The following is a 13,030-nucleotide window of genomic DNA, read 5'->3' as shown; positions in this document are numbered from 1 at the left end:
CGTTGTCTCCAGCGGCGCCGTCGCCGACCGAACCGCCGCGAATCTAACGCAGTAGTCAGCCGGTCACCGACCGCGAACACGCGAGATGATCCGCACGAGAGAGGCGCTGAGCCGTTAGGGGGACATGAACCCGGTACCCGATCGGTCCGGTGCGCTCAGGATTCGGCGGCCTCGGAGTCGGGCACGCTCTCCCGGACCCAGTCGACGATCTCCTGGCTGGTCGTGCCGGGGGCGAACACCTTGGCCACCCCCAGCTCGGTGAGCGCCGCGATGTCGGTCTCCGGGACGGTCCCGCCGCCGAACACCAGCACGTCCTGTGCGTCGCGCTCCTTGAACAGCTCCAGCACCTTCGGGATCAGCGTCAGGTGCGCCCCGGACGGGATGGCAAGGCCCACCGCGTCGGCATCCTCCTGCAGCGCGGTCTGCACGATCTGTTCCGGCGTCTGGTGCAGGCCGGTGTAGATGACCTCCATGCCGGCATCCCGCAGCGCCCTGGCCACCACCTCGGCGCCCCGGTCGGGCCCGTCCAGGCCGGGCTCGGCGATCACCACCCGGATCCGCCCGGTCACCTCGGCACCTCCTCGCGCTCAGGCAGGGCGAGAGCCGCCGGAGCGGAGCTGGGAACGGCTTTCGGGCGGCCACGCAGTACCCCACGCATTACCCCACGCAGTACCAGAGCCCCCGCGACCAGAACGAGTACCAGGCACAACCCGCTCGCCCAGGCACCCTCGCCGACGCTGTCGCCCACCGCCAGACCCGGCGTCACCGCGAGCCGCAGCACCCGGAACAGCAGTACCGCGACCACGCCGGCGAACAGCGCGATGGCCCGCGCCGGCCGGCATCTCGGCCCGATCAGCGCCGCGCCGGCGGTCACCGCGAACCCCGCCAGCAGCGCCCACGACGGCAGCCCGAACGGCGGCTGCAACACCCCCGTGGTGCCCCAGCCCACCCCGTCCAGCAGCGGCAGCCAGAACGCCGGTACCGCAAGCACCGCCGCCGCGACCGCCGCCGCCGGCAGCGGTCCCTCGTACGGGGTCCTGGTCACCTCGACCTCGTCCCGCTCGAAGCCGCCGGCGAGTACCACGGCGAGCCCGGCGGCCCCGGCCAGCGCCACGCTGAGCAGCATCAGCCCGAGCCCCACGCCGGCGCTCACCCCGGGCAGCCCGAGCACGGCGAGCAGCGCGGCCAACGGATCGCCGGCCGCCAGCGGCACCACCACCAGCACGACGGCCAGCGCGGGTCGGACCGTCGGCCCGAGTCGCCGGGTCGCGGTGAGCACCCCCAGCGGCACCAGCAGGACACCGGCCGCGATCAGCATCCAGCGGGCCACCAGCTGCGGGTGCGGCAGGTCGGCGGCCAGCCGCAGCGGCTCGGTCAGTGCGGCGGCGACCGCGCAGCCGCCGGCCAGCACGGTCAGCCCGGCGCCGGCCAGCCGGCAGCGCACCGCCAGCGCGGTTGCCGGTGCCCCGGCCAGCCGATCCGCCGCGCCGCCCAACCTGGCCAGTGCGCCCGGGCCGCCGACCCCGTCCACCGGGGCGTACCCGCCGGTGAGCGCGGTCCGGCCGGCCGCCCGCCGACCCCGGTAACCCACCCAGCAGGCCAACAGCGCGAGCCCGAGCACGCCGGCGACGCCCAGCACCGGCCCCAGCGCGACCCGCAGCCCGCCGGACCCGGCCAGCGCCGCGACCGTGACCCGGGGCGCGACGACGCCGAGCACCCCGAGCGCCGCCCCCACCAGGCCACCCACCGATACCCGGGGATCCGGCGTCGAACAGGCCAGCACGACCGCCAGTGCGATCCCGATGGCCAACGCAAAGCCGCCCGCGGCCGCCCAGACCGGGGCGTCCAGTACCGAGCGCGGCACCAGCCACGGGTTGGTGGAGACGTACGGCGCGGCCAGCACGCCGAGATCGGCCAGCACCGCGCAGCCGACCCCGAGCAGCAGCGCGCCCGGCGGTGTGCGCGGCCCGATCGCTGGCTCGTCCATGCTCCGCTCGCCGCGCAGCGCGCTGGCCTCCCGGGCCGCCGCCAGCCCGCCGAGCACGGTGAGCAGCTGACCGGCCAGCAGCAGCCAACCGCCCGGTCCGGGGCGTAGCTCGCCGACACCGGCCGGTGCGACCAGCTCGGCCCGGGCCGCCCGCACCGGGTCGAGCAGCAGCTGCACGGTCAGCAGCAGCTGGCCGACCGACACCGCGCCGACCGAGGCGATCAGCGCCAGCCCGGGTGCCCGCTGCCGCACCAGCAGCAGCATCACCGAGACCACGGCCGGCACCACCGCGAGGACCGCGAGCAGCGGCCACACCCCGTAGGCGGGCCCCACCGCGGCGCCGTCGGTGGCGACGGCAACCGGGTATCTCGGGCCGGCGGCGACCAGCACCGCGCCGAGCGCGGTCCCACCGATCGCGACCGGGCTCAACGCACCGACCGGTAACCTCGATCGCATCGCCGGAAGCTAGTCCAATCTCGCCGAACGTGCAGTTCAGCGTCACCAAACGGGGCGTGTGCGCCACTCGAATTTGCGCACCGGATGTTTTTAATCCGTGTTTGACGTACCGTCAGAACATGTCAGTCCCCGATGACGAGGGCGGCGTGGTCGACAGCATTGTGGGCCACCCGGTCGGCCCAGTCGACCGATCGCGACACGGCGCGCCAGGCGGGTCTTCCGTCACCCCCGGTCCCCGGGCTCCTCGGCCGGCCGAATCACCCGACTCCGGTACCGACACCGCGTCCCGCTCCGTGTTCCAGACGGTGGCCGGCGCCGCCGAGTACGCCGCGCGCACCTTCCTGAGCCCTGCCGGCCTGCGCGGGCTGGCGGTGGAGGCGGCCTGGTGCACCGCGCACCTGGCCAGCTACCCGTGGGGCCTGGTCCGCGAGAGCGTCACCCCGGACGTCGGCTACGCGCACTACCGCACCGACTCGCTCAGCCCGGGACAGCGCAGCCTGGTCGTCTCCGACATGGGTGCGGCCGGGACGCCGATCCTGCTGGTGCACGGGTTCATGGACAACCGCTCGGTCTTCGCGGTGTTCCGCCGGGCGCTGCGCCGGCGCGGGTTCGGCGTGGTGCACGCGGTGAACTACAGCGTGCTCACCGCGCTCACCGGCGACGTCCGGATCGCCGCGCACGAGCTGCGCCGCCACGTCGAGCGGCTGCGCGAGCGCACCGGCTCGGACCGGGTCCACGTGGTCGGGCACTCGCTCGGCGGACTGATCGCCCGGTACTACGTGCAGCGCCTCGGCGGCGACGAAGCGGTCCACACCCTGGTCACCCTGGGCAGCCCGCACGGCGGCTCGGCGACCGCTTACCTGATGCCCACCCCGCTGACCCGCCAGCTGATGCCCGGCTCCGACCTGCTGACCGAGCTGGCCGAGCCGGCCCCGCACTGCCGGACCCGGTTCCTGGTGGTGTGGAGCCGGATGGACCAGCTGATCGTGCCGCAGCGCAACGCCCGGCTGGTCCACCCCGACCTGGCGGTGGACACCCTCGAGCTGCGCGACGTGGGTCATATGTCGCTGTCCATCCACCCGCGCGCGGTGCACTGGGTGGCCTCGTCGCTGGCCCGGCTGGACGACGTGCCGGCGCGCCCCGTCGGACTGGCCCGACACAACTCGCCCGCGCACAACTCGCCCGCTCGCAGCACCCGAGCCGCCGGTTGGCGCTCCTCTAGCCGGGGAGACGGCGGCCTGGCCAGGTGGGCCACCGCGCCGCATTCCGCCGGGCCCGACACCGGGCCCGACCCGGGGCCACCGGCCAACTCCGTCAGCGGGCCGGAGCCGGCTTCCTGACCAGGTGCGCCGGGCCGAGCCGGACCGAGGCCGAGGCGAGACCGGGACCGAGCACCGTCCGGGCCCGCCCGGGACGCCCGCACCGAGCCCGCCGGGGACACGCCGCCAGCGAGTTTGCACTCCCCGACCGGGGCCGCTAGGTTCCTGAGGTTCCGTATCACAGACCGGTCACGACGGCGTCCTACCCGGCCTCGAGTCGCCCCCGAATTGACTCGAGTGGTTTCCCCAGACCACGCCGCCCGCCGGTCATGATTACTAGACAAGGCAGGTCTTGGCGCTCGACCGCTCCCCACGCGGCGCTGAACCGGCCCTCGATGAGAACGTGCGGTACAGCCCGCCCTCCCATCGGGGTCACCATCGGCGACCCGCGCCCGCATCGCCCTGGCAGAGCCGTGTCGCACTCGCGGCAGTGGCCACCGGGGCGACAGTGGCGGCCGTCCCCAACCTGCTCAACCTGCAGCCCGAGGCCGAGTACCAGAACATCAGCCGCGCGGCCAACGCCGCCGCACTGATCCAGAGCACCTCGGCCCCCGAGCTGCCCGGCCACTCGGCGGTGGTGGGCCGCTACTCCCGCGAGACGCCGGAGCTGTCCGCGATGGACGACGACACCGACGTCGCGGACGTGGAGAGCCTGACCAAGGCGGTCAAGGTGGGCGAGCAGCTCGCCAAGAACGCGCTGCGCATCCGGTCCGCGCTGGCCGGCGGCGCCCCGCAGGCCTCGATCTTCAACGGGCAGGAGTTCGTCAAGCCGACCACCGGGGTGTTCACCTCCGGCTTCGGCGGCCGCTGGGGTGTCACGCACTACGGCATCGACCTGGCCAACAAGATCGGCACCCCGATCTACGCGGTCACCGACGGCACAATCATCTCCTCCGGCCCGGCGTCCGGCTTCGGCCTGTGGGTCCGCATCCTGCACCCGGGCGGCTGGATCAGCGTGTACGGCCACATCAACCGGTCGCTGGTGCACCTCGGGCAGAAGGTCAAGGCCGGCCAGCAGATCGCCGAGATGGGCAACCGGGGCCAGTCGACCGGCCCGCACCTGCACTTCGAGATCTGGGACCCCAGCGGCAAGAAGCTCAACCCGCTGCCCTGGCTCGCCGCCCGGGGCATCCGGGTCACCGGCAACCCCGGCGTTGCCGCCGACTGAACCCGATCACGCTCAGGTCGCGCCGGCGCGGACCCGTTCCGGGGTCTGCCCCGTCCAGGAGTGGAACGCCCGGTAGAAGGAGTTCGCGTCCTCGTAGCCGAGCAGGAACGCGATCTCGGCCGCGGTCAACCCGGCGCTGGACAGGTAGTGCCGCGCCAGCGCCTCCCGGGTCTCGCTGAGCACCGCCTGGAACGAGGTCGACTCGTCCCGCAGCCGCCGCTGCAGGGTGCGGGTGCTCACGGCCAGCTCCCGGGCCACCGTGTTCATCGTCGCGGTCCCGGCCGGCAGCATCTCGAGCAGGGCCGCGCGCAGCCGCTCGGTCATCGAGGCGCCGTCCGCCAGCTCAGACAGCCGCCTGCGCAGCTCGGGCTCGAAGAACTCCCACATCTGCTCGTTGGCGGTCAGGAACGGCCGGGCCGCGTCGACCGCCGAGAAGGTGATCGACTGCTCCGGGGTGCTGTCGATGCGCACGCCGAGGAACTCCCGGTAGGCCTCGGTGTCGGCGGGTGGCGTCGGGGTGCCAACCCGCAGGGGGTGGACCTCGGACCTGGTCGCCACCCGCGCCAGCACCACCCAGAAGACGAGCTCGGTGATCACCAGCGCGTCCGGCGGCTCCAGGTCGTCCGGCCAGTGGCACCCCACCGTGGTGCCGGCGGCCGAGGAGGTGACCGAGATGCGCATCGGGCCGATGAGCCGCTTGTGCACGGCGATCCGCTGCGCCGCGACGGTGAGGTTGGGACTGCACAGCGCGGCGAACAGCGGCGGGTCGAACACCTCGGCGGAGATGGCCCGCGCGATGCGCAGCGGCAGGTTGGGGTCGGCCGCCTCCTCGTCAAGCGCCCGCCAGAACCCGAAGAACTCGGGCGCGGTCAACGCCACCGGCCCGCCGCTGAGCAGGGACTCCGGCAGCGACGCCCGGCGCAGCACGTTGGGCAGCGCGATACCCAGATCGGCGAGCAGCACGCGCACCGTGGGCCCCAGCGTGAACTTCTCGGCGCTCACCGTGCCCTCCTCCCTGGCCGACCCGCCCGCTCAGAACCGGCTCAGCACCACCCGATCGAACACCCGGTCGCCGAGCCACTTGCGCACGGCGATCAGCGGCTTCGCGTACTGACCCGCCGCGTACCTCGTCCTCGGCCGCCGCGCGCCGACCGCCCTGGCCACCACCCGCGCGATCAGCGACGCCGGCGACCCACCCTTGACTCGTAGCTCGCGCGGGTCGCGTTGGCGAGCTTGCTGGCAAGATCCGCGTACGGGCCCTGCCCGGACCGCTCGAGCATCGGCCCGACCATCACGTCACCGAACTCGGTCCGGATTATGCCGGGCTCGATCACGATCACATCGATGCCGAGCGGCTTGAGTTCCAGGCGCAGGCTGTCGGACCAGCCTTCCAGGGCGTGCTTGGTGGCGTGGTACCAGGCTCCGAGCGGGGTGTAGATCTTGCCGCCGACCGAGGAGATGTTCACGATCTTCCCGGCGCCCCGGTCCCGCATGTACGGCAGCGCCAGTTGGGTCAGCCGGGCCAGCCCGAACAGGTTCACCTCGAACTGGTACCTGGCGTCGTCGAGGGTGGTGTCCTCCATCGCCCCGTACATGCCGAACCCGGCGTTGTTGATCAGCACGTCGATCCCGCCGCGCTCGGCGGTGATCCGCTTGACCGCGGCCACGATGTCCTCGTCGTTCGTGATGTCCATCGCGAGCGCGGTCGCCCCTGGCTGCTCGAGCTCACTCATCCTGTCGACCCGCCGAGCGGCGACGTACACCGCGTAGCCGTCGGCCAACAGCGTCTTCGCCGTCTCCTTGCCGATACCGGACGATGCACCGGTGACCAGAACGGTCTTCACGACCTGTCCCCCCTGCCGGCGATCCGAGTGATCGCCTCACCGGGAACGGTAGGAGCACCCCGGCCGAGCGTCACTAGCGGAACGCGCCAGATGACTTGCGGATGGCGCCAACATCGGCGGTGTGCTGAAATCCGCGACTCACCCTGCTGAAATCCCCGACTCGCGGGGATGGTGGGGTGCGGGACGGCGGTCGACGGGGTGTGCGGCTAGAGCTTCTGGAGGGGGACGCCACCGATCAGCATCAGTCGCACGGTGCCGGCGCTGCCGAAGTCGATGGTGGCGTTGGCGCGCGGGCCGACGCCCTCGGTGGCCACCACCGTGCCCAGCCCGTACTTGTCATGGCTCACCCGGTCGCCCACCGCCAGCGACAGCGTGGGGGCCATGGACGGGGCCGCGCCGGGCCGCCAGGCACCCCGGTCCGAGCCGCCGCGCAGGCCCGCGCCGCCGGGGCCGCCGGTGCCGCCGCCGAACCGACCCCGTTGGCCGAAGCCGACCATGCCGACCGGGGCCGAGCGCTCCGGGGCGGACCGCCGCCAGTCGAGCAGCTCGGTCGGGATCTCGTCCAGGAACCGGGACGGCGGGTTGGTGGACGGCGCACCGAACACCGAGCGCACGATGGCCCGGGACAGGTACAGCCGCTCCCGAGCCCGGGTGATGCCCACGTAGGCCAGCCGCCGTTCCTCGGACAGCTCCTTCGGGTCGCCCAGTGCCCGCATGTGCGGGAACACGCCGTCCTCCCAGCCGGTGCTGAACACGACGGGGAACTCCAGGCCCTTCGCGGTGTGCAGCGTCATCAGGGTGACCACCCCGTCACCGCCGTCCGGGATGGAGTCCGCGTCGGCGACCAGCGCGACGCGCTCCAGGAATGCCGCGAGCGAGCCGGGTACCGGCAGCCCCTGCTCCCGGGCCGCCTCGATGGCCTCCGGGTCGGCGGCGGCGTCGCCGGCGAACTCCCGGGCCACGGTGACCAGCTCGGCCAGGTTCTCCACCCGGGACTCGTCCTGCGGGTCGTCGCTCTCCTGGAGCTCGGCGGTGTACCCGGTGCGCGCCAGCACCGACTCCAGCAGCTCGGCCACCGGCTCGCCGGCCACCACCCGCTGCGCCAGCTCGTCCATCATCTCGACGAAGGTCGCGATGGCCCGCTGCGAGCGGGTGGCCAGCGTCGGCACCTCGCCGGCGGCCGCCCGGCGCAGCGCGGCGGCGAAGGAGATCCGGTGCTTCTCCGCGGCCAGCGAGACGGCCTCCTCGGCACGGTCGCCGATGCCCCGGCGCGGCACGTTCAGGATCCGCCGCAGACTGACCGTGTCCTCCGGGTTGGACAGCACCCGCAGGTAGGCCAGCGCGTCGCGCACCTCGCGCCGCTCGTAGAACCGGACGCCGCCGACCACCTTGTACGGCAGGCCGACCCGCAGGAACACGTCCTCGAAGACCCGGGACTGCGAGTTCGTCCGGTAGAACACCGCGATGTCGCTGTTCTTCGCGTGCTTGGCGTCGGACAGCCGGTCGATCTCGGCGGCCACGAAGGCGGCCTCGTCGTGCTCGTTGTCCGCCACGTAGCCGACGATCTTCTCGCCGTCGCCCGCCTCGGACCACAGCCGCTTGTCGCGGCGGTCGGTGTTGCGCGCGATCACCGCGTTCGCGGCCGACAGGATGGTCTGGGTGGAGCGGTAGTTCTGCTCCAGCAGGATGGTCCGCGCGTTCGGGTAGTCCCGCTCGAACTCCACGATGTTGCGGATGTTGGCGCCGCGGAAGGCGTAGATCGACTGGTCCGCGTCGCCGACCACGCACAGCTCGGCCGGCTCGAGCACGTGTGCATCCCCGTCACCAGCAGCGCCAGCAGCGCCGCCGGCCTGGTCGGAGTGCCCGGCGAGCTCGCGGATCAGCATGTACTGGGCGTGGTTGGTGTCCTGGTACTCGTCGACCAGGATGTGCCGGAACCGCCGCCGGTAGTACTCGGCCACCGCGGGGAACGCCTGCAGCATGCTGACCGTGGTCATGATCAGGTCGTCGAAGTCCAGCGCGTTGGCCAGCTTCAGCCGGTTCTGGTAGGTCGCGAACACCTCGGCCACCCGGCGCTCGTAGTCGTTGCCGGCGCGGGCGGCGGCGTCGGCGGCGTCCAGCAGCTCGTTCTTCAGGTTGGAGATCTGCGCGGCCAGCCCCCGGGCCGGGTACCGCTTGGCGTCCAGATCCAGGTCCCTGGCCACCTGGGTGATCAACCGGCGGGTGTCGTCGGCGTCGTAGATGGAGAAGCTGGAGCCCATGTCGAGGGTCTTCGCCTCGCGGCGCAGGATCCGCACGCACACCGAGTGGAAGGTGGACACCCACATCGCGGCGGAGCGGCGGCCGACCAGCGAGGACACCCGCTCGGCCATCTCCTTCGCCGCCTTGTTGGTGAAGGTGATGGCCATGACCTGACCGGGCTGCACGTCCCGCGCGGCCAGCAGGTAGGCCACCCGGTGGGTCAGCACCCTGGTCTTGCCCGAGCCGGCGCCGGCCACGATGAGCAGCGGCGAGCCGCTGTGCACCACCGCCTCGCGCTGCTGCGGGTTCAGCCCGCGCAGCAGCTCCTCCGGGTCCCGGCGGTGGAACGATCCGGCGGCGCCCGGCGGGGCAACGGACTGTGTTGCTGCATGTGGCAGTTCGAACAGCGCACTCATCGTGGCCGCCACGGTACCGGCCGCTGTGGCATGATGAACGACGTGCCAGCGCGTGTGTGCAACTTTAGCTACGGGTACCGGTCTTCGGTGCCCGTGGCCGCCTGAGCAACTCAGCAACGACCACGTCGCCCCGGAGTCCACGGACCCGGGGCGGCGTTTTGTCACGGTGCGCATTGCCAGAGCACTGCCAGCCGGGACATGGCACGTCACGAGTCCGAGCCCACCGGGCCGTCAAGTCGCCCCACAGGAGGAACCGTGACCAGCCCCACCAGCACAGGTACACCGGCCAGCCGTGAGTCGGCCGCCTCGACCGCCTCGGCCGAGGCGCTGCCGCCTTCGGACAACATCACCGAGCTGCGCGAGGAGATCGACCGGCTGGACGCCGAGATCCTCCGGATGATCCTGCGGCGCAGCGAGGTCTCCCAGCAGATCGGCGCCATCCGCCGGGCCGAGGGCGGCCCGCGCATCGTGCTCAGCCGGGAGCAGGCCGTGCTGGCCCGGTTCCGCGACCTCGGCCCGGAAGGCCGCGAGCTGGGGATGCTGCTGCTGCGCCTCGGCCGGGGCCGGCTGGGTCGCGCCTGACCCCCGGCCCGTCGCGCCGCCACCGACCGGATCTGTGGCACTGTGAATCCCATGGGTACCGTGTTCGGATTCGTCGCTTTCCTGGTGGCACTGCTCGGGTTGGTGGTCACCGTCGGCAACGCGGGTTACCTGGCCATGCTGTCCTCGGCCGCGACCAAGCGCGGGGTCTCCGGCGGGGCCGCGCTGGAGTACGTGCGCGGCCAACGGACCACGGCCGCCGTGCTCGCCGTCATCGCCCTGATCGGCCTGCTGTGCACCTCCGGCGGGATGTTCCCGGACCTGATCGGGCTGGTGCTCGGCGGTGGCAGCGGCGTGGCCGGCTACCGTGCGTTGGAGAGCACCCGGCACCATTTCCGGGGTGACGTCTGACCGGTCCGGGGTCACGCCCGCGCTGTCGCTGAGCAGGGCACCGGCCGGACATCGACGTAATGTCGGTTTCGTGAGCGCCATGAGTAGCGATGCGGTCCGCCCCCGATCGAACATCGAACGCGCCCTGGTGGTGACGGCGCACCCGGACGATGTGGACTTCGGCGCCGGCGGCACCGTCGCGTCCTGGACCAAGGCCGGTATCGAGGTCGCCTACTGCGTGTGCACCTCCGGTGACGCCGGCGGGTTCGACGACACCCCCAGGGACCAGATGGCCGTGCTGCGGGAGCGCGAGCAGCGCGCGGCCGCGGCGGAGCTCGGGGTCCGGGACGTGACCTTTCTCGGCTACCCGGACGGCCGGCTCACCCCCAGCATCGAACTGCGCAGGGACATCTCCCGGCAGATCCGCCGGTTCCGCCCGCAGCGGGTGCTCACCGCGTCACCGGAGATCTGGTGGCGTCGGATCGGCGCCTCGCACCCGGACCACCGGGCGGTCGGCGAAGCCGCGCTGGCCGCCGTCTACCCGGACGCGCGCAACCCGTTCGCCCACCCCGAGCTGCTCGCCGAGGAGGGGCTGGACGCCTGGACGGTGCCCGAGCTGTGGCTGATGGCCGCGCCCGACGAACGGCAGAACCACATCGTGGACATCACCGACACCCTCGACAGCAAACTCGCCGCGTTGCGGTCGCACCGATCCCAGACCGCCCACCTGGATGATCTTGATGACCGGATCAGGGGATGGGGTCGACAGCTCGCCGAGCGTCACGACCTGCCCCTGGGCCGAGCGGCGGAAGTCTTCCAGGTTGTCGTCCTCAGTTGAACATCAAGATGAGCGGTTGGTAATCATCTGCAAGCGGTGTCTAGGCCACTCAGGTGAGTGACGGTGAGCGGTTGAGTAGCACTTGGCCGCCCCCGTCACTGTCCGGTAAACATCAGGGGTCGCTTCATCCCCCAGGAGGACTCACCAACGTGGCAGACTTCGCTCCCCAGCGCGGTGGTCAGCCCATCCGGTCCGTCGTTACCGTCGCTGATCTTCTCGGCCGACGACCCGGATCGGCTGGCACCCAGGACGGGCGCTCCCCCGGCGCCCGCACGGCGGTCTCCGTCGGCGCACTGATCCGCCGCGAGGTTGCCGGACCCGACGGCCGGCAACGCCCGCTCGACCCCCGCCTGGAGCGGGCGTTCGTCGGCCTGTCCTCCTCCCCCCGCCGCAAGCTGGCCACCTCCGCCGGCGCCATGCTCGCGGTGGGGTCGCTCGCCGGCGCCGCCGCGCTGCTCGGGCACACGGTGCCCGGCCCGGCCGGCTCGAGCGCGCTGGACGGCGGCTACCCGGAGAACGGCATCTTCGGCGGCCCCGGCTCGCCGTTCGGAGGTGGCATCGCGGGACTGAACGGCGGCCTCGCGGGCGGGTCGATCCCCAACATCACCCCGTTGGCGTTCCCCACGCCGGCCGGGCCGGTGAACCCCACACGGCTGCTCCCGTCGCCCGGCCAGGGCACGCTGGCCCCGGCGGCGCCGACCACGATCGCGCCCGGTGTCGGCCCGGTGACACCCGCGCCCGCCACGGCGGCCCCCGCGACCGGCAGTAGCAGTGCTCCTGCCGGCGGGGCCGTGGGTGGCGTCGTCGACGACGTGGTGAGCGGCGTCGGCGGCGGCCTGGCTGGCACCGTCTCGGGTGTGGCCGACGCGCTAAACGTGCCGGTCGTCAGCCCGCTGCTGAGCGGCGTCGGAGGCGTTGTCACCGACACCACCCGGGTACTCGGCGGCGCGGTCGACAACACGGTGGGTGCGGTCGGCACGGTCGGCCGGGCAACCACCAGGGCGCTCGGCGGCACGGTGAGTGGCGTCGGTGGCGGCCTGGGTGACACCGTGAGCTCGGTGGGCGCGGCACTTCCGGTCCCGGTCGTCGGGCCGCTCGTGCAGGGCCTCGGGTCCACCGTGTCGGGCACCACGAAGGCACTGGGCAGCACCGTCGACCACGGCGTCGGCGGACTGCTCGGCGGTCTGCTCGGCGGCGTGAGTGGCGCCACCGACGGCCTGACCGGCGCCCACAGCGGCGGCAGCCACCGATCGAGCGAGAAGTCCGTGAACGAGAAGTCCGTGAGCGCCGGGTCCACCGGCGCGAGGTCCACCGGCGCCAAGGACAGCAACTCCTCCGCCGGCGACGCGCTGAGCAGCCTGACCAAGCCGATCGAGCCCGCCGACTCGCTCGGCAACGCGGTGAGCTCGGTGACCGGGGTTGTCGGCTCGCTGCTCGGCGGCGGGCCCAGTGAGGCCAGCGGGCCGGCCAGGACGGGCAAACACGCCGCGAGCACCGGCAGGGCGTCGAGCGACTCGTCGTCCAGCCGGTCGGAGTCCGGCAGGTCGGCGGCTGACAGGTCGGCGGCTGACAGGTCGGAGTCCGGCAGGTCGGGCAAGCACGCCTCGGACCAGGACAGCGGCAGGTCCTCCAGCAAGTCCGCCGACCGGTCCGGCAAGAACGACGATGACAACAACTCGGGGAGCTCGTCGCGCTCCAGCGACAGGAAGTCGTCCTCGCGCGACTCCGATTCCGAATCCGACAGCTCGAGCCACAGCTCGGATCACGGCTCGAGCCACGGCGGTGGGCTGCTCGGCGGCCTGCTCGGCGGGCACTGACGGCGGCCGCCGCC

General features: G+C 72.7%; 12 protein-coding genes. 6 read left to right on the top strand and 6 right to left on the bottom strand.

The genetic code is table 11. From position 1 onward, the window contains the following. Positions 1-155: 155 nt before the first annotated feature. Together ACTXG6_RS13050 and ACTXG6_RS13045 are read right to left on the bottom strand one after the other, a co-directional pair. The gene (locus ACTXG6_RS13050) at positions 156-569 is read right to left on the bottom strand and encodes a cobalamin B12-binding domain-containing protein (protein WP_445188046.1); all 414 of its coding nucleotides are present in this window, start codon (positions 567-569) and stop codon (positions 156-158) included. After that, on the bottom strand, positions 566-2,443 hold the full coding sequence (locus ACTXG6_RS13045; RefSeq protein ID WP_445188045.1) for a hypothetical protein: 1,878 nt from the start codon (positions 2,441-2,443) through the stop codon (positions 566-568). Before ACTXG6_RS13045 ends, ACTXG6_RS13050 begins: the two co-directional genes overlap by 4 nt. Before the next feature lie 293 nt (positions 2,444-2,736). Here ACTXG6_RS13045 and ACTXG6_RS13040 point away from each other — a divergent pair, with 293 nt between their 5' ends. Then, positions 2,737-3,783, top strand: a complete 1,047-nt coding sequence (locus tag ACTXG6_RS13040) for an esterase/lipase family protein (protein WP_445188044.1) — start codon at positions 2,737-2,739, stop codon at positions 3,781-3,783. 427 nt (positions 3,784-4,210) lie between these two features. Further along, positions 4,211-4,930, top strand: coding sequence for a M23 family metallopeptidase (locus ACTXG6_RS13035; protein ID WP_445188043.1), 720 nt, complete (start codon positions 4,211-4,213; stop codon positions 4,928-4,930). Between the two features lie 12 nt (positions 4,931-4,942). On the opposite strand, the gene ACTXG6_RS13030 is transcribed toward ACTXG6_RS13035, so the two are convergent. The 4 genes from ACTXG6_RS13030 to pcrA form a co-directional block, all read right to left on the bottom strand. Continuing rightward, positions 4,943-5,932 (bottom strand): AraC family transcriptional regulator ligand-binding domain-containing protein, encoded by a 990-nt coding sequence (locus ACTXG6_RS13030; protein WP_445188042.1) that lies wholly within the window; start codon positions 5,930-5,932, stop codon positions 4,943-4,945. 30 nt (positions 5,933-5,962) lie between these two features. Further along, a complete protein-coding gene (locus tag ACTXG6_RS13025) occupies positions 5,963-6,097 on the bottom strand; it encodes a hypothetical protein (RefSeq protein ID WP_445188041.1) in 135 nt (44 codons plus the stop codon). Positions 6,098-6,105: 8 nt separating this feature from the next. Further along, positions 6,106-6,774, bottom strand: a complete 669-nt coding sequence (locus ACTXG6_RS13020; protein ID WP_445188040.1) for an oxidoreductase — start codon at positions 6,772-6,774, stop codon at positions 6,106-6,108. A gap of 206 nt (positions 6,775-6,980) precedes the next feature. Then, complete coding sequence (gene pcrA / locus ACTXG6_RS13015) at positions 6,981-9,431, bottom strand: DNA helicase PcrA (RefSeq protein ID WP_445188039.1); 2,451 nt, start codon at positions 9,429-9,431, stop codon at positions 6,981-6,983. A 255-nt stretch (positions 9,432-9,686) separates the two neighbouring features. Between pcrA and ACTXG6_RS13010 the strand changes: the two genes are divergently transcribed. The 4 genes from ACTXG6_RS13010 (at position 9,687) to ACTXG6_RS12995 (ending at position 13,016) form a co-directional block, all read left to right on the top strand. Continuing rightward, positions 9,687-10,013, top strand: a complete 327-nt coding sequence (locus tag ACTXG6_RS13010; protein ID WP_445188038.1) for a chorismate mutase — start codon at positions 9,687-9,689, stop codon at positions 10,011-10,013. Between the two features lie 51 nt (positions 10,014-10,064). Beyond that, positions 10,065-10,382 carry a hypothetical protein gene (locus ACTXG6_RS13005; protein ID WP_445188037.1) on the top strand — a complete coding sequence of 106 codons (318 nt, stop codon included), beginning with the start codon at positions 10,065-10,067 and terminating at the stop codon, positions 10,380-10,382. A gap of 79 nt (positions 10,383-10,461) precedes the next feature. Then, entirely contained in the window at positions 10,462-11,199 is a 738-nt protein-coding gene (locus ACTXG6_RS13000) for a PIG-L deacetylase family protein (protein ID WP_445188036.1), read from the top strand. A gap of 149 nt (positions 11,200-11,348) precedes the next feature. Further along, positions 11,349-13,016 carry a hypothetical protein gene (locus ACTXG6_RS12995; protein WP_445188035.1) on the top strand — a complete coding sequence of 556 codons (1,668 nt, stop codon included), beginning with the start codon at positions 11,349-11,351 and terminating at the stop codon, positions 13,014-13,016. Positions 13,017-13,030 lie beyond the last annotated feature (14 nt).

This window comes from Pseudonocardia sp. Cha107L01 (genome assembly GCF_052566575.1).
Note: the sequence above shows the minus strand (reverse complement) of the source record. Positions and strands in the feature narration are given on the sequence as shown.